We start from the raw sequence: 19,890 nt of genomic DNA, 5'->3' as shown, positions 1-19,890 counted from the left end.
GTTTTGCTTCAATTTCGCAGGATAGCTTTACTCGGTGCGCTGGCATTAGCCGCACCGAGCTACGCCGGTAAATTATCAATCGTTATCGATGACTTTGGTTATCGTCCACAGACGGAAAACCAGGTGCTGGCGATGCCCTCCACCATTTCCGTCGCGGTGTTACCCAACGCGCCTCACGCGCGTGAAATGGCCACCAAAGCCCATAACAGCGGGCACGAGGTGTTAATTCACCTGCCGATGGCGCCGCTCAGCAAGCAGCCGCTGGAGAAGGACACCCTTCGCCCGGACATGAGCAGCGATGAGATCGAACGCAATATTCGTGAAGCGGTGGATAAGGTGCCGTACGCCGTCGGGCTGAACAACCATATGGGCAGCGCGATGACTTCCAGCCTGTTCGGGATGCAAAAGGTGATGCAGGCGCTCAGTCGCTATAACCTCTATTTCCTCGACAGCATGACCATCGGCAACAGCCAGGCAATGCGCGCCGCTAACGGGACCGGCGTGAAGGTGATTAAGCGCAGGGTTTTCCTGGACGATACGCAGAACGAAGCGGATATCCGCGTGCAGTTTAATCGGGCTATCGATTTAGCGCGCCGCAACGGTTCGGCCATCGCCATTGGTCACCCGCACCCGACCACCGTCCGCGTACTGCAGCAGATGGTCTACAACCTGCCATCGGACATTACTCTGGTTCGCCCAAGCAGCCTGCTTAACGAGCCGCAGGTTGATACCTCAAGACCAAACAACAGTTTGCCAACCCAAAGTCAGCCAACCGCACCGCGCAATCCGTTCCGCGGCGTGAAGCTCTGCAAACCGAAAAAACCGCTGGAGCCAGTTTACGCCAGCCGTTTCTTCAATGTGTTAAGCGAGAGCATCACCCACAGCACGCTGGTGCAGTATATGCAGCTGCAGTGGCAGGGGTGGCAGTAGTTAGTCGTTCAATTCTAGCGTTAATCGTGACAGGCGACGTGGCGTGAGTGATTTATCACGCCATTTGCTGAACCGCAAAGCCCAGAGTAAGACCTGATAGCCCAGCTTAACGCTGCGGATGTTACACACCATGCGTTTAAACATGCCTGATACAAACACCTCGGCAATCATCCGCTGGCGGATCTGTGGATCGGGTTCTTTACGAATGCAGTGGCATACTCGCAGCCCTTCATAAATCACCTGTTGCTTAAACTCAGGATAGATAGGGATACGGTTAGCGTAGCTATGATTAAGCTCATCCAGCAGGCGAGTTATTTTAATATAGTGCCGTTGATAATTTAAATTCGCTTCACCCTGCCGCTTCATATGGCTAATTGAGCCATCGTGTTGGTAGTACTTATATAACGGTTTTTCCGTATATCTCACACGAGTGGCATTAAACATAAATGCCGTACTCCACATGACATCCTGATGATGTAACCCTGGGATAAATCTTATATTGTGTTCTTTAATGAGGTCATTTCTATATACCCCCATCCAGAGAACATGCGTCCAGCGCCGCGAAGCAAGCCCCATACGCAACCAGTCCGGGCCGGACAGGACACCGGTAGAACGCAGGCGATCGGTTGGAATGGATACCCAAACTCGGGACGTTTCCCGCGAACTCCAGTCCGCGTTGCCTTGTGCAACATCAAGATTATCCTGTAAAGCCATCCCCATCAGCGTTTCATACATATCTGGATAGACTTCATCATCAGCATCAACGAATGCGATGTAATCCCCTACGGCCACATCCAGGCCAAGGTTACGCGCAACGGAGACACCCTGGTTAGCCTGATGCAGCAGCCGAACATGGGGATACTTATCCACATAGTATTGCGCAATATCGACGGAGCAATCCGTAGAACCATCATTAACAATAATGATTTCGAGATCTTTCCAGGTCTGCGCAATTAACGACTCCATACAGTCACGAAAGTAACCACCGGCATTATATAACGGGATAATAACGCTTAATTTATATTTACTTTGCATAGTAGGGTAATCAGCTAATCTATGGGATTGTGGTTACTCTATCACTCGATTATTAAGATACTATTAAGGTTTAAAAAGACGCACAATTTCTCGGAAAATAGGCCAGCCCCCATACAAATTTATATTAACTACTTTTATAACCTCTTGTTTTACACGTCTGAGTTACAGAAAATAGCACAAATTGCTAACTTTGTTTCTACCTGAGTATGGCAAAGGATTTTGTAACGCAGATTTGATCTCTCTCACAAAATGAACAATACGCAGGTGATGATGGTGCGGGCATCTTTGCGGCCTCGATGCTTTACATCGAAAAAGCCTCATTTCACCCCTTAATAAATCTATATTTTTCAATTAGATAAAATAAAAAGTCGTTATTTCTGCTCATTTCACATAAAAGCATGTATTAACTAAACGTTAGCGACACAGTTTTGTATAATACAGAGCGTTATTATTTCAACAAGATTAGATATACGGAGGTGAATTTAATGAATATTATTCAGACTGAATTGGATGGTTTTAACGTCTATTTCAAGAAAAAAAATATTAACTTCCCTTCGTTGATGGAAAAATTCGCGCGCAATGAAATAAAGGGAAAACCACTAAATGCTGAAAATGGTTTTCGGAGTGTTTATCTTGTCGAGTATGATAATAAAAAGTTTATCGTCAAAAACGATCGCGAAATTGACCATCGCTTTGAGAAAAAAGCATTAAACTTTATTTTTGGCCCCTTTTATTCAAACATGATTAAGCGACTTGGGCGGCTAACACCCGAGCAGCGTTCCTGCACCGCAGATCTCTACTACGTGGCTGAAAAATGTCAATTACGTCAATGTGTTGAAGTATCTACTATTCATGAATATATTGACGGCGAGCCTCTTACCGAGATTAACGAAAGTAACGCGCAGGATGTAAAAGACTGTATTATCAAACTTCACAACGCTGGTCTTGCTTCAAATGACATTCACCCTGGCAATTTTATCAGGACACCATCAGGTGAACTTAAAGTTATCGATCTCTCATGCAAGGGCAGTCTGAAAATATGCCAGGCGAACGATATCATAACGCTCCGGAATAAGTACAACATCGATATTCAGGGTCATGGTTTCGTTTATAAGCTAATTTTATTAAAAGAAAATCTTCGCCGGCTTTCACGAAAAATTCGTGGCAAGTAAAAAAATAGCCAGATAATTATCGTATCTGGCTATTCGCTATTTATCCTACCAGCTTAATACCTAATCCCAACTCAGTACCACTTTGCCCGACTGACCGGAACGCATGGCGTCAAAGCCTTTCTGGAAGTCATCAATGCCGAAACGGTGGGTAATCATCGGTGACAGATCCAGACCAGACTGGATCAACGCCGCCATCTTGTACCAGGTTTCAAACATTTCACGACCATAGATACCTTTAATAAACAGTCCCTTAAAGATAACCTTGGTCCAGTCGATAGACATATCAGATGGCGGAATCCCCAGCATCGCGATACGCCCACCGTGGTTCATGGTGTCGAGCATAGAACGGAACGCCGGCGGCGCGCCGGACATCTCCAGGCCCACATCGAAGCCTTCGGTCATACCCAACTCAGCCATCACATCGTTCAGATTCTCTTTGGAAACATTAACCGCGCGGGTAACGCCCATTTTGCGCGCCAGATCCAGACGGTATTCGTTCACGTCGGTGATCACCACGTTACGCGCACCCACGTGTTTCGCCACGGCTGCCGCCATCACGCCAATCGGGCCCGCACCGGAGACCAGCACATCTTCACCCACCAGGTCGAAGGAGAGCGCCGTGTGCACCGCATTGCCGAATGGATCGAAGATAGAGGCCAGATCGTCAGAGATATTGTCCGGGATTTTGAAGGCGTTAAACGCAGGGATCACCAGATATTCCGCGAAGCAGCCTGGGCGGTTTACGCCCACGCCAATGGTGTTACGGCACAGGTGAGTACGACCGGCGCGGCAGTTACGGCAGTGGCCGCAGGTGATATGGCCTTCACCGGAGACGCGGTCGCCGATTTTAAAGCCACGCACTTCCTGACCAATCCCGACCACTTCACCCACGTACTCGTGGCCGACAACCATCGGAACCGGGATGGTCTTCTGTGACCATTCATCCCAGTTGTAGATATGCACATCGGTACCGCAGATAGCGGTTTTGCGAATTTTAATCAGCAGGTCGTTATGGCCGAGTTCCGGTTCCGGAACATCGGTCATCCAGATCCCTTCTTCCGCTTTCAGTTTGGATAACGCTTTCATCTCACACCCTTAGGCAATGACGCCCAGTTGTTTACCGATGCGGGTAAAGGCTTCCACCGCACGTTCAATTTGTTCCGTCGTATGCGCCGCCGACATCTGGGTGCGAATACGCGCCTGGCCTTTTGGTACGACCGGGAAGAAGAAGCCGGTCACGTAGATCCCTTCTTTTTGCAGCTCACGGGCAAAGTTCTGCGCGATAACGGCATCACCCAGCATCACCGGAATAATGGCGTGATCGGCACCCGCAAGGGTGAAACCTGCCGCGGTCATTTTTTCGCGGAACAGACGCGCATTGGCCCACAGGCGATCGCGCAGCTCAGCGCCGGACTCGACCATTTCGAGTACTTTGATAGACGCGGCAACGATGGCTGGCGCCAGGGAATTGGAGAACAGGTACGGGCGAGAGCGCTGACGTAGCCACTCCACCACCTCTTTGCGCGCAGCGGTATAGCCGCCGGACGCGCCGCCGAGCGCTTTGCCCAGCGTGCCGGTGATGATGTCCACACGGCCCATCACGTCGCAGTATTCATGGGAGCCACGGCCGTTTTCGCCGACAAAACCGACGGCGTGGGAGTCATCGACCATCACCAGCGCATCGTAAATGTCTGCCAGATCGCACACGCCTTTCAGGTTGGCGATCACGCCGTCCATGGAGAACACGCCATCGGTGGCAATCAGCACATGACGCGCACCGGCAGCACGCGCTTCTTTCAGGCGTTCTTCCAGCTCAACCATATCGTTGTTGGCGTAACGGAAACGCTTCGCCTTGCACAGACGCACGCCGTCGATGATTGAGGCATGGTTCAGGGCATCGGAGATAATGGCGTCTTCTGCGCCCAACAGCGTCTCAAACAGGCCGCCGTTGGCGTCGAAGCAGGAGGAGTACAGAATCGCATCTTCCATACCGAGGAAGCTCGCCAGCTTCTGCTCCAGCACCTTGTGGCTGTCCTGGGTGCCGCAGATAAAACGGACTGAAGCCATACCAAAGCCGTGGCTGTCCATGCCCGCTTTCGCGGCGTTAATCAGTTCAGGATGGTTCGCCAGGCCAAGGTAGTTGTTGGCACAGAAGTTGATGACGTGGCTGCCGTCACCCACGGTGATGTCCGCCTGCTGAGCGGAGGTGATAATACGTTCTTCTTTAAACAACCCTTCCGCGCGAGCGGTGTCCAGGTCGTTCGTTAACTGTTTGTAGAAATCACCACGCATTGCAACTCTCCAGATCCGGTAAAATTTGGCACATATTACCCAAAGCTATACGCAGATACGAGATGATGCATTTCTGAATGAATTATTTGCAGCATAAATCACGTGGCCTGATGTTCACGACACGGCGAAAGGCTGAAGGCTTAGCAATGTGATGATATGATAAAGGGTATTCGTGCCCGGGATTGTCCAGGGCCTATTCATTTCAAAGGTTACAGTTATGATTATCGTTACCGGCGGCGCTGGCTTTATTGGCAGCAACATCGTGAAAGCGCTCAATGACAAAGGCATCACCGACATTCTGGTGGTGGATAACCTGAAAGATGGCACCAAGTTTGTGAACCTGGTCGATCTGGATATCACCGACTACATGGATAAAGAAGACTTTCTGATCCAGGTTATGGCCGGTGAAGAGTTCGGTGACATCGAAGCGGTCTTCCACGAAGGTGCCTGCTCTTCCACCACCGAGTGGGACGGTAAGTATGTGATGGATAACAACTATCAGTACTCCAAAGAGCTGCTGCACTACTGCCTGGAGCGTGAAATTCCGTTCCTGTACGCCTCTTCCGCAGCCACCTACGGCGGCCGCACCAGCGACTTCATCGAGTCCCGTGAGTTTGAAAAACCGCTGAACGTTTACGGCTACTCCAAATTCCTGTTCGACGAATACGTACGTCGCATCATGCCAGAAGTGGATTCCCCAATCGTCGGTTTCCGTTACTTCAACGTCTATGGCCCACGTGAAGGGCACAAAGGCAGCATGGCGAGCGTGGCGTTCCACCTGAACACCCAGTTGAACAATGGCGAAAGCCCGAAACTGTTCGAAGGCAGCGACGGCTTCAAACGTGACTTCGTCTACGTTGGCGACGTTGCCGCAGTGAACCTGTGGTTCTGGGAAAACGGCAAATCCGGCATCTTTAACCTGGGTACCGGCCGCGCAGAATCCTTCCAGACCGTTGCAGATGCCACCCTGGCGTACCACAAAAAAGGCAGCATCGAATACATTCCGTTCCCGGACAAACTGAAAGGCCGCTATCAGGCGTTCACACAGGCCGATCTGACCAATCTGCGCGCAGCAGGCTACGATAAGCCGTTTAAGACCGTCGCCGAAGGCGTAACGGAATATATGGCCTGGCTGAACCGCGACGCGTAAGAAGTTAGCATGAAAATACTGGTGATCGGCCCGTCATGGGTGGGCGACATGATGATGTCGCAAAGTCTCTATCGCACGCTCAAGGCGCGCTATCCCCAGGCGATAATCGACGTGATGGCACCCGCATGGTGCCGTCCGCTGTTATCGCGGATGCCGGAAGTCAATGACGCGATCGCGATGCCGCTTGGGCATGGCGCGCTGGAAATTGGCGAACGGCGCAAGCTCGGTCATAGCCTGCGTGAAAAGCGCTATGACCGCGCGTACGTCCTGCCTAACTCGTTTAAATCGGCGCTGGTGCCGTTCTTTGCAGGTATTCCGCTGCGAACCGGCTGGCGTGGAGAAATGCGCTACGGCCTGCTGAATGACGCGCGCGTGCTGGACAAAGACGCCTGGCCGTTGATGGTCGAGCGCTACGTCGCGCTGGCTTATGACAAAGGCGTGATGCGCTGCGCCAAAGATCTGCCGCAGCCGCTGCTATGGCCGCAGCTGCAGGTTAACGAAGGGGAGAAATCCCTGACCTGCAACGCGTTTTCACTTTCCAGCGAGCGCCCGATGATCGGCTTTTGTCCCGGCGCTGAGTTTGGCCCGGCGAAACGTTGGCCGCATTATCACTACGCGACGCTGGCAAAACAGCTCATTGATGAGGGTAACCAGATTGTCCTCTTCGGCTCGGCGAAAGATAACGACGCCGGCAATGAGATCATCGCTTCACTGAGCGACGAACAAAAAGGCTGGTGCCGCAATCTGGCCGGGGAAACCCAGCTGGAACAGGCCGTCATTCTGATTGCCGCCTGCAAGGCCATCGTCACCAATGATTCCGGCCTTATGCACGTTGCCGCCGCGCTTAACCGCCCGCTGGTCGCGCTCTATGGGCCAAGCAGCCCTGACTTTACGCCGCCGCTTTCCAATAAGGCGCGCGTGATTCGCCTTATCACCGGCTATCACAAAGTGCGTAAAGGCGACTCCGCCCAAGGCTATCACCAGAGCCTGATTGATATTACCCCAGCCCGCGTGCTGGAAGAGCTCAATGCTCTGATGTCGAGCGAGGAAGCCTGACGCATGCGGGTTCTGATCGTCAAAACATCTTCCATGGGTGACGTGCTGCACACGCTGCCCGCGCTCACCGATGCTATGCGCGCCATTCCAGGCATCCGTTTCGATTGGGTTGTCGAGGAGGGCTTCGCGCAGATTCCCTCCTGGCATGAAGCCGTCGATCGCGTAATACCTGTGGCGATTCGCCGCTGGCGTAAAGCGTGGTTCTCTGCACCGATAAAAGCCGAGCGGAAAGCCTTTAAAGAAGCGGTTCAGGCCGTTGCCTACGATGCCGTCATTGACGCTCAAGGGCTGGTTAAAAGCGCTGCGCTGGTCACTCGCCTCGCCCATGGCGTCAAAAATGGCATGGACTGGAGCACCGCGCGTGAGCCGCTGGCGAGTCTGTTCTATAACCGTAAGCACCATATCGCTAAAGCGCAGCATGCCGTGGAACGCACGCGCGAGCTGTTTGCCAAAAGTCTGGGGTATGTCAAACCAGAAGCTCAGGGTGATTACGCCATTGCGCAACACTTTGTAAAACAGCAGACGTCTGAATCACAGCCCTACGCCGTATTTTTGCATGCGACAACGCGCGATGATAAGCATTGGACAGAAGCTCACTGGCGGGATCTTATTGCGCTGATACCGAAGACAGGGATTCGTATTAAGCTGCCCTGGGGGGCACCGCATGAAGAGGAAAGAGCAAGAAGAATTGCGGAAGGGTTTGATAATGTCGATGTGCTGCCGCGGATGAGCCTTGAGGAAATTGCGCGCATCCTAGCCGGCGCAGAATTTGTGGTGTCGGTTGATACTGGTCTTAGCCATCTGACCGCCGCGCTCGATCGCCCAAACGTGACGCTCTATGGTCCCACCGACCCTGGCCTCATCGGCGGTTACGGCAAGAACCAGTTAACGTGCATTGCTCCGGAAGGTAAACTGCGGTTACTCACCGCTCAGCAAGTACTAAAACACCTACCTTCCGATGCATAAACCTTCGGCTCTGCACGCTTAACAGAACATGCAGAGCGTCGGTGAACTTACTGCAGGAAGGGTTTTACATGCACCATGATCTCTTCACAACTCACCTTCTCAAGCGCTGAACGGTACTTAATTTCATCCAGTGTTGTATAGGCTTTGTAAACCACCTTGTGCAATTGAGGGTCCTGATAGGGACCATAGAGATAAGGTGAAGTGATCACATACATACTCACCGTCGGTACTCGCATTGCCACAGCAAGGTGCATAGGGCCCGTATCTGATGTTACCAGCAGGTCCATATTCTTCACTTCCTGAATCAGCCCCTTGAGCGTCGTTTTACCGATAAGCGGTTTTACACGATCATGAAAGCGGCTATCCAGTTTTTGCAAAAATTCATCCTGCAGAGGCACTTCATTCGGCGCACCAATCAGGACGACACGCACGTCATCATGGGCAAACAGTTGGTTTGCGAAAGTGACAAATCGCTCAACAGGCCAGCATTTCTTAAAGGATGACGCTCCCATTTGAAAACCAATCCAGCGCAGCTGCGAATCTGCCTCACTCACCGTACGTTCGACAGGGAATGGCAGGTGCATGCTGTTATCTGGTTTTTCATTCAGCAAAGGCATGATGAGCTCCAGCTTTCGCTGAATAGTATGCCCAACAAATTTGCTGATTCTGTTGGTCGCCCATTTGCTGACGAGCGGGATGTCCTGTTTATCGTTATCAACAAAGACATACTTCGTGCCAGCCATAATGGCGCTGAGGAAATCGTAAGGTGTATGGGAGTGAAGAATCACCGTCAGATCAGGCGTTCCACGCTTTTTGATCTCTTTAACTAACGCCGGGAGGGTTGTGAGCTTATTGTCCCACGAAATAAGATCGTCCCAGTCTCTCCCCCCCTTGAGGAAGTCATACATCTTTTTGTGGCATATCAAAGTGATTGCCGCAGAAGGATATGTCTGGCGAAGCGCATGAATTGCTGGAGAGTTCATCATGAAATCACCCAGCGCCGTTGAAGAATAAATCAGGATATTCTTCAGCTGACTTTTATCCTGATTTTCAAATTCTTGCTGACTAAAAGAAAAATCTTTCTTACGGGTATGTATCATTAAAAAAAGATTAACCAGTAATAGCTGAATTCTTTTTCTCAATGCTCTAATCATTAAATAAAACCTATTTAACCTATCGCCAGACAGAGATCAATATAGCAACTTACCTATATCAATAAGTAAGCTTATGCTTCATCCGTTACCGTATTTTTTCGCACCTGCTCCTGCAGGCTGACAAACCGCGTGAATACATCATCGACGCTAATGTTGCGAGCATCGTAATCTTTTCCTTGCAGCATCTCGTACGGCACTCCCCATGGGGTCCATAGCCATGCGGCTTTGTTGCCGAATAGCGCAACTACCGGTTTATGTACCCCAGCAGCAATATGCAAAGCACCGCCGTCGCTGGTCACAATCTGATCGCATAGCGACATACCGGCCATCAGTTCACGTACGGTGTTGGTTCTTACTGGAATAATCGGCAGATCGGCACACTGCTCGGTGATAAAGTCAGCCTTCTCGTCATCACCGGGATGTAATTTATTATCTGACTTTCCTGGAGACCAGAATAACAGGATATGACATGCCTGCTCGGCAGCAAGTTTATGCGCAAGCGCAACAAACTTTTCTTTTTGCCATTGTTGTTCTTCTCTTCGCGAGCTTATCTGCAACCCATAAACAGGCAGGTCATCCTGAGGAAAATCTATCTTTGCTTTTATGTCAGTCAGTTCTTTCGGCGTGACATACAGCTCCAGCGGGCCAGGTTTAGAAGTACAGCCTAGCGGTCCCGTTAATCTGTCCAGTAAATTGACCAGATGAAGCTGCTCCTGAGTTTCAGGAATAGCATCGGTGATAATATCAGGGCAGTCATTGCCAATCGCGATAATTCTTTTTGCGCCCGCTAATTTTGCCCACTGTAAAGGACGTTTATCCCAATGTTCTTTCGCAATAATCGCAACATCATATTTAGCACGGCGCAGATCAATAATCGTCTTCAGTCGCTGAAACAACACCTTAAGGCTAGATGTACCTTTAGAGCGATGATGTAGCTTACTGTATAAGAAAACTTTACCGACATGAGGGTTATTTTCGATGATCGATTGGTTGTAGGTGTTAACTAACAAATCAACCTTACAATTCATGTCTTTTGCAATAGTGGAGATCAGCGGCGTTGTCAGTATCAAGTCGCCAATATTATCTCTACGAATAATTAAAACTTTCATTTTTTCGCCTGTGATATTTTATTACTCGTAAAGATCAGGCCTAACATTAAACCGGATAACGCAAGGTTTTGCTCAAGGAAGTGATCGCGCATCATGTTATCCACACCGCTACGGAACAAGAAGCTCACGGTGAAGAGAGATAAGTACAAACCCGGAATAATTAAATCACGCGAGAATGCACGCCAACCAATAAGGATCATCAGCAAGACGAATGCTAGCCAGTTGATAAGCCCAAGGACACCGTTCTGAAGCGTGACATCAATCAGCCCGTAGTGGCTGTTAGACTGTTGAATAATAGGGTCGTGATATTTTTCCTGCAGCAACACTAAGAATGCGTCTTTTCGCGGACCGGCGCCAAACGGGTGTTCCGCAATTAAATCAGTCCCCTGGCGGAAGAACGATGCTCGGCAGCTATTAGAATCATCCATTATACGGCCAGTACTGTCCTGCATTAACGGACCATCAAAACCGTTATAGCAACGGCTGTGCATACCCAGATCCCAGCCAGCGACCATATCCATACTCAGGCTTTTCCAGCGAGCATCCTGATGCCAGGAAGTGTAACCCACAATACCTACAACCATCGCTACCACTAACGCGGCCAGACTAAGCTTCGGCAAGTTCTTACGGCTAATCGCCTTCAAGGCAATAAAAACGCAGATAGAAATCGTGCTACCAATCAGGCCGATGGTGCCCCAACGAGTCTTCGCTAACGCAGAACAGATAAAGCACAGCAGAATAAAGGCTGCCATCAGTTTGTTGCTGAAGAGCAGATATTTGCGGCCCAGGAACAACCGGCAGGCAATTTCTGCCAGTAAAATGCCCGTTACCATGTTGATCTGGAAGCTCATCTCGGTACGAGTTGGCACGATCCACGTATGACCCCAGAGTATCGTGCCTGTCTTGATGTAAAAATAGATATTCTGCAGCAGGTGAATAAATAGAACCCCTAACGAACACAGAACAACTAAAGACATCACTTTATTGGTGGTTATATTTTTAAAGTGATATTTACAGATTGGGTACAAGAAAAGCCCAACAAAGAACAATAGCCCCGCTCGTAGGTATTGTCCCTGCCAACTACGGATCATCTCTTTCACATCAACCGCAACAAATAGACCATTGACCAATGTGAATACGAGGAAAAGAATAATTAAACCGATAGCATATTTTGCCAATCGACTAAGCTCAATATGCATATACTTTTTACGCACGCAAAAATATAGCGTTAGCGCAGTGCCTAAGTATATGAAAAGATTCCTATTAGTTGGCAGAATTGAATTCTGGATAGGCCAGACAAAACATAAAACACAAAAAGAAAATAACAACAAATAAGCTGCAATACCTTTAGATGGAGATTGCATTTGTGTGTTTGAATTCATATAAACCCTATTGGAACAAAATCCAGCACATATTTATAAATTAAAAATGCAAGAAGAGAAGTAGTGTGGTTTCGTTCCATGAAATACAAAATCCATTTACAAATCATTCTTTATAGCTAAAATTACAGTGATTTACGAATTGTCCTTTCGCGAATAAGTTTGGCTTTTCCTTCAACCTGCTCAATAAACGTATTTTCGTTCTTAATAATATCTTTCAGGCTACCATTGAAATATATCTTTAAAAATCGATAGTAGTCACGGGTTGTTAGGCCGATATTATCGGAGGAAAAATAAAGTCCGGTAAGATCTTTGTTACGCCAACGCAAAGGTACTTTATTTCTGATTTGCGCTCGATGCAGATCGATCACCGAGATTTTCAGATCATTGCCATTTTTCTCATCAAATGGGAGATGAAGTAAGAAATGACAAATATAGCAATCGCGGTGGTTAACGCCGCCAAGATGCATCGCCCGAACCATATTGGCCACACGTTGAATCAGCATTCTTTTTACGCGCGGCTGCGGAGGTTCCACACGCCACTTTGCACAATAATCTTCCAGGCTAATGGTCGGCGTTAAATCTTCGGTAATGATAAAGGAGGTTTTCTTAACAGGATTCCAGCCTGTTTCGCCAAATGCAACGCCATGCATCGTATCAACGCCCAAAGAAGCTAAACGGTGTATAGCATTCCACTCACGGTCAGCCCCGAGTACCGGCATACGCAGTGAAAGCAGATTCTTAATAACTTCTTTATAAGTAGTACCTCGGTGCCACTTCAAAAAATAGCTCTTATCAGCGACGCTAAAACGAAGTGTGCGACGGGTTTCTAGCTCCCGAAAGACCTCACCCTGAAGCTTTCTAACCTCGATGAATGGGTCTTTTCCCTTCCACAAAGTGGCAAAGGGTTCATGTAACTCAACCATGCAATTCACCTGTAATAATATCCGCAACATGTTCTGGCAGACTATAGAGATCCTGCGTATCCGCATAATGCCGCGCTTTTTGCGCCCACTCTTCACGCAGTGAGCTATCCGTCAGGACTTTCTGCAACGCACCATCAAGCGCATTTTGCTCAAAAGGTTCACTAAACACGGCACCGCATCCTGCCGCCGCAACATGAGGCGCATATCCGCAAACCTCTGTTACGAGTACAGGCAAACCTGCCGCGATAGCTTCAACCAGTACAATTCCCGCGGCTTCCTGCTTCGCCGGATGTAATAACACATCCGCGGCCGCCATCAGATGAGCAACATCATCACGCCCCGCAAAGAAATGGACATTTTCTTTCACACCCAATTTTTCTGCCTGCGAAGCGAAGGTGCGCGGTTTATCCTGGCCGACAACAAAGAGCTGGGTTTGGCGACGAATAGCCTCAGGCAGTGCAGCGACAGCAGCAATTGAGCGGCTGACCCCTTTACGTGAGAAGTCAGAACCCACCTGCAGCAATAAAAACTGCTGCGGGGTGATACCGTTGGCTTCACGGTAGCGTTCACGACTGCCAGGCGGCTGATTGCTGTATTTTCTGTCGGGGTAGATACCGGGAGGAAGGAGCTGAAAGCGATCGTCTTCCGTATGGTAAAACTTTTTAAAATCAACAATTTGCTTTGTTGTCAGCATCAGCAGCTTTGTCTTTACGCCAGGTTTAAACACCGCTTGCTCAAAGGCCGCATAGTGACGGTATCGTGCAGTTAAGCGATACAAAAATCCCTTTTCTTTCGAGACTTTAGCCGCATAACACACGTCGGCGGCGTAGTAGTAATCCAACCCCGGCATTTTGTTAAAGCCCAGCACGCGGTCTGCCGGATGTTGAGTTAAATGCTGTTGAACCCACGTTTGATACTGCTTATCTCGCCCATGGTTAGAATGCGCCGTCACCGGAACATCAACGCACTCAAACTCCGCCGGGCGTTCCCCTTGCCAGGCTCGCGTATAGACCCGGACATGATGTCCGCGCGCAGCAATCGTCTTAGCGATGCGCATAAAGTCGCGCTGTAATCCCCCATAGGGGAAATATTTGTACAGGCAGAGAGCAACAATCATTGTGCATTCACCTTGGCTTCTGGCGCTGCGCCATTGAGCACTTGTCTGGCCGCGTTAATAACATCCACCGCAGGGATCACTGACGGATATTTATAGCTGCGGTCCAGTCGCTCTCTTGGCGGTACTGGTTGATAGTGGCCGGCCCATAGCAGCGTGACATTTTCCGCCCATGGTCGCCACGCGATATGATCCGTTGCGCCAAATAGACAAATGATAGGGGTCTTCACCGCGGCTGAAATATGCATTGGAGCGGAATCAACGCCGATAAACAATGCCGCATGGTCAATGAGAGCCGCCAGTTCAGGAAACGTCGTTTTACCCGCCAGTGCGGTGACGGGAGGTAATTTGCATCCTTCCGCAATATCACGGATGCACTCCTGGTCATCCTTCCCTGGTCCAGAGGTCAGCACAACCGGATAACCCTGTTCCTGTAAGGCATCGATAACCTCGCGAAATTTCTCGTTATCCCAGCATTTAAAAATCTGACGTGCGGTTGGCTGAATAACGACATAGCGCTCACCCACATTGAGCTGTTCTAGCTGTTCATGGATGTTTTGCCAATGGGCAGGAGCATAGTTCATAGACAGTTCGCGATTGAGCGTGCTCAGCCCAAGCGGATTCAAAACCGACAGGTTACGTTCAACGATATGATCGCCAGTAATCGGCACAAGGTGCGTAAAGCTCTTCTGCCAGAAAGGTTTCTGGCGGTGCGGGAAATCAGGGGAAAGTTTTGTACCAGCCGACAAAAAACGGACCAATAGTGCAACCAGCCACTGATCGGTCAAGTTGATCACTAAATCATATTGGTTTTGGCGTAATTTTTTTATTAATGAAATGAAGTTAGCGATTTTCTTTTTTGTTGTGGCGTTTTTCTTACTGATTCCATACAGCGCATTAATTTCCGGATTTTCAGATAAAATCGGCTTTGTGTCTTCATAAAGGAGCACATCGATTTTGGCATCGGGATAGTTACGTTTTAATGTACTGATGACGGGGGTTGTCAGCAGCATATCGCCATGAAAACGCATTTTAATGACCAGGATATTTCTGAATAACTTTTCCACAAGCGGCTCTTTTGTTGAGAGTGTCCGATACCGTTAAGCAAAAAAAAGCACGCTACCGCCCCAAGCTCAACAGTTGCCTGATTACTGATATCGCACTTAAATTTTGCGCGCTAGTGTACCACTTCTTTAGTGGCAATCCGATACGAATAAAAGTTAAGCACATTTTCTTTTAGTCTTTCCAATCAACTCATTAGCACAGATTGGTGTCGATCTCAGGACCAATCTTGTTATCTTCTTCAGCCCCTGACTTTAATTTCAAAGAGTTACGCAGGAATACAACATAATGGTCTATCACACGGTAGATTGACCACTTTAGCGCCTAATTGGTCCCTTAATGGCAAAAGTAATAGCAAAGCACCGGGTAAATACATAGAATCCCCAGCACATCCATTAGCCAGCTAACGCCCATGCTTGAGTTGCTCTACACCACATTGCTCTATCTTATTCAGCCTCTCATCTGGATACGGCTTTGGGTGCGCGGACGTAAAGCTCCAGCCTATCGCAAACGCTGGGGTGAACGTTATGGCTTCTACCGCCAGCCGCTTAAGCCTGGCGGCATTATGCTGCATTCGGTTTCCGTCGGTGAAACACTCGCCGCTATCCCTCTGGTTCGCGCGCTGCGTCATCGTTACCCTGATTTACCGATTACTGTGACCACGATGACCCCAACGGGTTCAGAACGCGTTCAGTCCGCTTTTGGCAAAGATGTTCAGCACGTCTATCTGCCGTATGATTTACCCGATGCGCTTAATCGCTTCCTCGATAAGATTGACCCTAAGCTGGTGCTTATCATGGAAACGGAGCTATGGCCGAACCTGATTGCCGCGCTGCATCGTCGCCATATTCCACTGGTCATTGCCAACGCCCGTCTTTCCGAACGTTCCGCTGCCGGTTACGCAAAACTGGGCTCGTTTGTTCGTACGCTGCTGCAACGCATCACGCTGATTGCTGCGCAGAATGAAGAAGACGGAAAACGTTTTGTTGCCTTGGGGGCAAAAAACAATCAGGTCACTATTACCGGCAGCCTGAAGTTTGATATCTCGGTAACGCCACAGTTGGCGGCCAGAGCCGTCACGCTGCGCCGCCAATGGGCTCCGCATCGCCCGGTATGGATTGCCACCAGCACCCATGATGGCGAAGAGAGCATCATCATTGCCGCGCATAAAGCGCTGCTACAGCAATACCCCGATCTTCTGTTGATTCTGGTGCCTCGTCATCCTGAGCGTTTCCCGGATGCCATCAACCTTACCCGTCAGGCAGGCCTGAGCTATACGACTCGCTCTTCCGGCGAAGTGCCTTCCGCCACCACTCAGGTGGTGATTGGCGACACGATGGGTGAACTGATGCTGCTCTACGGCATTGCCGATCTGGCGTTTGTTGGCGGTTCACTGGTTGAACGCGGCGGGCACAACCCGCTGGAAGCAGCCGCCCATGCGATTCCGGTGCTGATGGGGCCACACACCTTTAACTTCAAAGATATCTGCGCGCGTCTGGAGCAGGCGAGCGGGCTGATTACCGTCACCGATGCCGCCTGCCTTGAGAAAGAAGTGGCTTCGCTGTTAGCCGATGAAGACTACCGTAGTTTCTATGGCCGTCATGCCGTTGAGGTTCTTTACCAGAATCAGGGCGCACTGCAGCGCCTGCTACAGCTTCTGGAGCCTTACCTGCCACCGAAAACGCATTGAGGATGACTATGCAAAAACGGGCGATTTATCCAGGCACATTCGATCCGATTACCAACGGTCACCTTGATATCGTGACCCGTGCAGCCTGCATGTTTGACCATGTCATCCTCGCTATTGCCGCCAGTCCCAGTAAAAAACCGATGTTTGATTTGAGCGAGCGTGTGGCGCTGGCACAGCAGGCCACGGCGCATCTTGCTAACGTCGAGGTGATGGGGTTCAGCGATCTGATGGCGAACTTTGCCCGCACGCAGCAGGCCAATATTCTGATTCGCGGCCTGCGTGCCGTCGCTGACTTTGAGTATGAGATGCAGCTGGCGCATATGAATCGCCATCTGATGCCGGAGCTGGAAAGCGTCTTCCTGATGCCTTCCAAAGAGTGGTCATTTATCTCATCATCGCTGGTAAAAGAGGTGGCGCGCCATAATGGGGACGTTACCCACTTCCTGCCGGTGAACGTGCATCAGGCGTTGATGGAGAAGCTGAAGTAGGTTTTGGGGTCGTTCCCGGCGGCGCTTCGCTTGGCCGGGCTACCTGGATGAGTTACTTCTGGCACTGTTTGCAGTAAAACGTCGCCCGCTGCGCATGCTTGCTCGCCACAATCGGCGCCCCGCATACCCGACACGCTTCCCCTTTACGCCCATAGACCTGCAGCTCCTGAGCAAAATAGCCCGGTTTGCCGTCGCTTTGCAGGAAGTCTTTTAGCGTTGTCCCACCCTGTTCAATCGATCGCGCCAGCACGGCTTTGATCGCGCCGACTAACCGTTCACCCTCTTCTCTTGAGAGCGATGACGCCAGCCGATCCGGATGGATCCGCGCGGCAAACAGCGATTCGCTCGCGTAGATATTCCCCACGCCCACCACCAGCTTATTATCCATCAGCCAGGGTTTAATCGCCGTTTTCTTCTTCGCGCACTTCGCCAGCAGATAGTCGGCGTTAAATTCCGCACTCAGCGGCTCTGGGCCGAGATGAGCGAGCACGCTGTGCCCTTCCAGCTCCGTGGTCCATAGCCAGGCACCAAAGCGGCGTGGGTCGGTATAACGCAGTACTTTGCCGTTGCTCATCACCAGGTCAACATGGTCATGTTTCTCAGCAGGCAGTTCTTCGGACAGGATACGCAGGCTACCCGACATTCCCAGATGGATAATTATCCAGCCGTCAGGGAGTTCCAGCAGAAGGTATTTAGCGCGTCGCTGAACGCTCAGGACGGGCTTGTCGCTCAGGCGGTAGATTTCATCAGAGACGGGCCAGCGAAGGCGACCGTTGCGGATAACGGCGTATTGAATGGTCGCACCGACCAGGTGGGGTTCAATGCCCCGGCGGCTGGTTTCAACTTCGGGTAATTCAGGCATAGCGTCTCCGGCTTAAATACAGATCTCTCTATTATGGGGACGCGTAGAAAACAAAAAACCCCGCCGAGGCGAGGTTTTTCATGACATCGAAACTAAAATTATTTGATTTTAGCTTCTTTGTACAGAACGTGCTGACGGACAACTGGATCGAATTTTTTCAGTTCCAGTTTTTCCGGTTTAGTACGTTTGTTCTTCGTGGTGGTGTAGAAGTGACCTGTACCAGCAGAAGAAACCAGCTTGATTTTCTCGCGAATACCTTTAGCCATGATTTATTTCCTCGTTAAGTACTTAGTACTTTTCGCCACGGGCACGCAGTTCGGACAGAACTGTATCGATGCCTTTCTTATCAATAACACGCATACCTTTAGCAGATACACGCAGGGTGACAAAACGCTTCTCGCTCTCAACCCAGAAACGGTGAGAGTGCAGGTTCGGCAGGAAACGGCGTTTAGTCGCGTTCAGTGCGTGGGAACGGTTGTTACCGGTCACCGGACGCTTGCCAGTAACTTGGCAGACTCGGGACATGTCTATTCTCCAAAAATCAAATTAGCTCGAGCTTCGTATGGGGTATCGGCGCCTCGTCAGGCTTTACAGCCCGGTCATCGCATAGTTCTAAGTGAACTCTCGATTGCCAGGCCCAAATGCCAAACCCGAGATTCTCAAAGGTGGCGTAGTATACGCTGACACGAGGATATGCTCAAGTCCCGAACAGACAAAGATCCCGGTGGATCGCGTAATTATCCGCTAAATCCAGCCTCGTTCGGCAAAAGAAACATACTCACCGCGGCCAATAACCAGATGGTCGAGTACACGTACATCCATGAATTGGCAACATTTTACCACCCTTTCGGTGATAAGTCTGTCTGATTTACTCGGTTCGGCATTACCTGATGGATGATTATGCGCGAGGATCACCGCCGCGGCATTCACTTTGATGGCTTCTCGTACAATTTCTCGCGGATGCACCTCCACATGGCTCAACGTGCCGGAAAAAAGTCGGCTATGTTTCAGCACCTTGTGTTGGTTATCGAGGAAGATGACCACAAAGATTTCTCGCTCCTCGTCTGCCAGCTGACTTTGTAAAAATTCTCGCGTCAGTTCGGGACTCAGCAAAGAATCTTCTTCCAGCATCCTCACACTAAAGTATCGACGCGCCAGTTCGGCTATCCCTTTCAGCTGCGCATATTTGGCAATCCCCATGCCATCAATCTGGGTCATCTCCGCTTGCGTTGCGGACAACAACCGATAAAGCGAGCCAAAATGCCGCAGCAGGTCATGAGAATAGCGCATCACGCTTTTTTCACGCGTACCGGTTCGTAAAAACAGCGCCAGCAGCTCAGTATCCGATAGCGACTCAATTCCATACCGCTGCATCTTTTCGCGCGGTAACATCACTTCTGCGCTTTCCATGGCGACCTCCTTCCAATAACTGCCGCCATGCTGTCACAACGCAGGCTCTGCTGCACGGCAGAGATAGCGCGCTTGCGTAGCCCCTCGCAAAGTGT

20 protein-coding genes are annotated in these 19,890 nt (G+C 50.1%); 7 read left to right on the top strand and 13 right to left on the bottom strand.

Features of this window, described 5'->3' with window-relative positions; translation table 11 throughout:
- The first annotated feature begins 3 nt into the window (after window positions 1-3).
- A complete protein-coding gene (locus MY052_RS00730) occupies window positions 4-930 on the top strand; it encodes a divergent polysaccharide deacetylase family protein (protein WP_248538034.1) in 927 nt (308 codons plus the stop codon).
- Here the strand turns inward: MY052_RS00730 and MY052_RS00725 are convergent, their stop codons facing one another.
- On the bottom strand, window positions 931-1,965 hold the full coding sequence (locus MY052_RS00725) for a glycosyltransferase (protein ID WP_202216979.1): 1,035 nt from the start codon (window positions 1,963-1,965) through the stop codon (window positions 931-933).
- Between the two features lie 485 nt (window positions 1,966-2,450).
- Here MY052_RS00725 and MY052_RS00720 point away from each other — a divergent pair, with 485 nt between their 5' ends.
- Complete coding sequence (locus MY052_RS00720) at window positions 2,451-3,137, top strand: lipopolysaccharide core heptose(II) kinase RfaY (protein WP_202216978.1); 687 nt, start codon at window positions 2,451-2,453, stop codon at window positions 3,135-3,137.
- 60 nt (window positions 3,138-3,197) lie between these two features.
- Here MY052_RS00720 and tdh read toward each other — a convergent pair whose 3' ends face one another.
- Window positions 3,198-4,223: an L-threonine 3-dehydrogenase gene (gene tdh / locus MY052_RS00715; protein WP_035894695.1), complete on the bottom strand. Its 1,026-nt coding sequence runs from the start codon at window positions 4,221-4,223 to the stop codon at window positions 3,198-3,200.
- Window positions 4,224-4,232: 9 nt separating this feature from the next.
- Window positions 4,233-5,429: a glycine C-acetyltransferase gene (gene kbl / locus MY052_RS00710; protein ID WP_202216977.1), complete on the bottom strand. Its 1,197-nt coding sequence runs from the start codon at window positions 5,427-5,429 to the stop codon at window positions 4,233-4,235.
- 217 nt (window positions 5,430-5,646) lie between these two features.
- Here kbl and rfaD point away from each other — a divergent pair, with 217 nt between their 5' ends.
- From rfaD to rfaC, 3 genes are read left to right on the top strand one after another with little or no spacing between them, the layout of a single operon-like run.
- A complete protein-coding gene (rfaD, locus tag MY052_RS00705) occupies window positions 5,647-6,579 on the top strand; it encodes an ADP-glyceromanno-heptose 6-epimerase (RefSeq protein WP_248538033.1) in 933 nt (310 codons plus the stop codon).
- A gap of 9 nt (window positions 6,580-6,588) precedes the next feature.
- The gene (rfaF, locus tag MY052_RS00700; protein WP_202216976.1) at window positions 6,589-7,635 is read left to right on the top strand and encodes an ADP-heptose--LPS heptosyltransferase RfaF; all 1,047 of its coding nucleotides are present in this window, start codon (window positions 6,589-6,591) and stop codon (window positions 7,633-7,635) included.
- 3 nt (window positions 7,636-7,638) lie between these two features.
- On the top strand, window positions 7,639-8,601 hold the full coding sequence (gene rfaC, locus MY052_RS00695) for a lipopolysaccharide heptosyltransferase RfaC (protein ID WP_035894691.1): 963 nt from the start codon (window positions 7,639-7,641) through the stop codon (window positions 8,599-8,601).
- A gap of 47 nt (window positions 8,602-8,648) precedes the next feature.
- Here rfaC and MY052_RS00690 read toward each other — a convergent pair whose 3' ends face one another.
- The 6 genes from MY052_RS00690 to rfaQ all read right to left on the bottom strand — a co-directional run bounded on the left by MY052_RS00690 (window position 8,649) and on the right by rfaQ (window position 15,350).
- Window positions 8,649-9,755, bottom strand: coding sequence for a glycosyltransferase family 9 protein (locus MY052_RS00690; RefSeq protein WP_051910762.1), 1,107 nt, complete (start codon window positions 9,753-9,755; stop codon window positions 8,649-8,651).
- Window positions 9,756-9,826: 71 nt separating this feature from the next.
- Entirely contained in the window at window positions 9,827-10,864 is a 1,038-nt protein-coding gene (locus MY052_RS00685; RefSeq protein ID WP_202216973.1) for a glycosyltransferase family 9 protein, read from the bottom strand.
- Window positions 10,861-12,246, bottom strand: a complete 1,386-nt coding sequence (locus MY052_RS00680; RefSeq protein WP_248538032.1) for an O-antigen ligase family protein — start codon at window positions 12,244-12,246, stop codon at window positions 10,861-10,863. Before MY052_RS00680 ends, MY052_RS00685 begins: the two co-directional genes overlap by 4 nt.
- A 122-nt stretch (window positions 12,247-12,368) precedes the next feature.
- Window positions 12,369-13,169, bottom strand: coding sequence for a lipopolysaccharide core heptose(I) kinase RfaP (gene rfaP, locus MY052_RS00675; protein ID WP_035894687.1), 801 nt, complete (start codon window positions 13,167-13,169; stop codon window positions 12,369-12,371).
- Window positions 13,162-14,286: a glycosyltransferase family 4 protein gene (locus MY052_RS00670; protein ID WP_202216970.1), complete on the bottom strand. Its 1,125-nt coding sequence runs from the start codon at window positions 14,284-14,286 to the stop codon at window positions 13,162-13,164. The genes rfaP and MY052_RS00670 overlap by 8 nt, the downstream gene beginning before the upstream one ends.
- Entirely contained in the window at window positions 14,283-15,350 is a 1,068-nt protein-coding gene (gene rfaQ / locus MY052_RS00665; protein WP_035894684.1) for a lipopolysaccharide core heptosyltransferase RfaQ, read from the bottom strand. Before rfaQ ends, MY052_RS00670 begins: the two co-directional genes overlap by 4 nt.
- Window positions 15,351-15,757: 407 nt before the next feature.
- On the opposite strand from rfaQ, the gene waaA reads away from it, so the two are divergent.
- Both waaA and coaD read left to right on the top strand, forming a co-directional pair.
- Window positions 15,758-17,035, top strand: a complete 1,278-nt coding sequence (waaA, locus tag MY052_RS00660) for a lipid IV(A) 3-deoxy-D-manno-octulosonic acid transferase (protein ID WP_248538031.1) — start codon at window positions 15,758-15,760, stop codon at window positions 17,033-17,035.
- A gap of 8 nt (window positions 17,036-17,043) precedes the next feature.
- Window positions 17,044-17,523 (top strand): pantetheine-phosphate adenylyltransferase, encoded by a 480-nt coding sequence (gene coaD, locus MY052_RS00655; protein ID WP_035894711.1) that lies wholly within the window; start codon window positions 17,044-17,046, stop codon window positions 17,521-17,523.
- Window positions 17,524-17,575: 52 nt separating this feature from the next.
- Here the strand turns inward: coaD and mutM are convergent, their stop codons facing one another.
- The 4 genes from mutM to radC all read right to left on the bottom strand — a co-directional run bounded on the left by mutM (window position 17,576) and on the right by radC (window position 19,795).
- Entirely contained in the window at window positions 17,576-18,385 is an 810-nt protein-coding gene (gene mutM, locus MY052_RS00650) for a bifunctional DNA-formamidopyrimidine glycosylase/DNA-(apurinic or apyrimidinic site) lyase (protein WP_202216969.1), read from the bottom strand.
- A 98-nt stretch (window positions 18,386-18,483) separates the two neighbouring features.
- Complete coding sequence (gene rpmG, locus MY052_RS00645; protein WP_003024094.1) at window positions 18,484-18,651, bottom strand: 50S ribosomal protein L33; 168 nt, start codon at window positions 18,649-18,651, stop codon at window positions 18,484-18,486.
- A 22-nt stretch (window positions 18,652-18,673) separates the two neighbouring features.
- Entirely contained in the window at window positions 18,674-18,910 is a 237-nt protein-coding gene (gene rpmB, locus MY052_RS00640; RefSeq protein ID WP_002436699.1) for a 50S ribosomal protein L28, read from the bottom strand.
- Window positions 18,911-19,129: 219 nt separating this feature from the next.
- Window positions 19,130-19,795, bottom strand: a complete 666-nt coding sequence (gene radC / locus MY052_RS00635; protein ID WP_035894681.1) for a RadC family protein — start codon at window positions 19,793-19,795, stop codon at window positions 19,130-19,132.
- Between the last annotated feature and the right edge of the window lie 95 nt (window positions 19,796-19,890).

This window comes from Kluyvera ascorbata (genome assembly GCF_023195735.1).
Lineage (GTDB): Bacteria > Pseudomonadota > Gammaproteobacteria > Enterobacterales > Enterobacteriaceae > Kluyvera > Kluyvera ascorbata.
The sequence above is the reverse complement of the archived record's forward strand: the minus strand, read 5'-3'. Positions and strand labels throughout refer to the sequence as shown.

Coding starts and splice junctions, on each gene's coding strand:
- MY052_RS00725 (WP_202216979.1), bottom strand. CDS start 1,965: ATGCAAAGTAAATATAAATTAAGCGTTATTATCCCGTTATATAATGCC.
- MY052_RS00720 (WP_202216978.1), top strand. CDS start 2,451: ATGAATATTATTCAGACTGAATTGGATGGTTTTAACGTCTATTTCAAG.
- tdh (WP_035894695.1), bottom strand. CDS start 4,223: ATGAAAGCGTTATCCAAACTGAAAGCGGAAGAAGGGATCTGGATGACC.
- kbl (WP_202216977.1), bottom strand. CDS start 5,429: ATGCGTGGTGATTTCTACAAACAGTTAACGAACGACCTGGACACCGCT.
- rfaD (WP_248538033.1), top strand. CDS start 5,647: ATGATTATCGTTACCGGCGGCGCTGGCTTTATTGGCAGCAACATCGTG.
- rfaF (WP_202216976.1), top strand. CDS start 6,589: ATGAAAATACTGGTGATCGGCCCGTCATGGGTGGGCGACATGATGATG.
- rfaC (WP_035894691.1), top strand. CDS start 7,639: ATGCGGGTTCTGATCGTCAAAACATCTTCCATGGGTGACGTGCTGCAC.
- MY052_RS00690 (WP_051910762.1), bottom strand. CDS start 9,755: ATGATTAGAGCATTGAGAAAAAGAATTCAGCTATTACTGGTTAATCTT.
- MY052_RS00685 (WP_202216973.1), bottom strand. CDS start 10,864: ATGAAAGTTTTAATTATTCGTAGAGATAATATTGGCGACTTGATACTG.
- MY052_RS00680 (WP_248538032.1), bottom strand. CDS start 12,246: ATGAATTCAAACACACAAATGCAATCTCCATCTAAAGGTATTGCAGCT.
- rfaP (WP_035894687.1), bottom strand. CDS start 13,169: ATGGTTGAGTTACATGAACCCTTTGCCACTTTGTGGAAGGGAAAAGAC.
- MY052_RS00670 (WP_202216970.1), bottom strand. CDS start 14,286: ATGATTGTTGCTCTCTGCCTGTACAAATATTTCCCCTATGGGGGATTA.
- waaA (WP_248538031.1), top strand. CDS start 15,758: ATGCTTGAGTTGCTCTACACCACATTGCTCTATCTTATTCAGCCTCTC.
- coaD (WP_035894711.1), top strand. CDS start 17,044: ATGCAAAAACGGGCGATTTATCCAGGCACATTCGATCCGATTACCAAC.
- mutM (WP_202216969.1), bottom strand. CDS start 18,385: ATGCCTGAATTACCCGAAGTTGAAACCAGCCGCCGGGGCATTGAACCC.
- rpmG (WP_003024094.1), bottom strand. CDS start 18,651: ATGGCTAAAGGTATTCGCGAGAAAATCAAGCTGGTTTCTTCTGCTGGT.
- rpmB (WP_002436699.1), bottom strand. CDS start 18,910: ATGTCCCGAGTCTGCCAAGTTACTGGCAAGCGTCCGGTGACCGGTAAC.
- radC (WP_035894681.1), bottom strand. CDS start 19,795: ATGGAAAGCGCAGAAGTGATGTTACCGCGCGAAAAGATGCAGCGGTAT.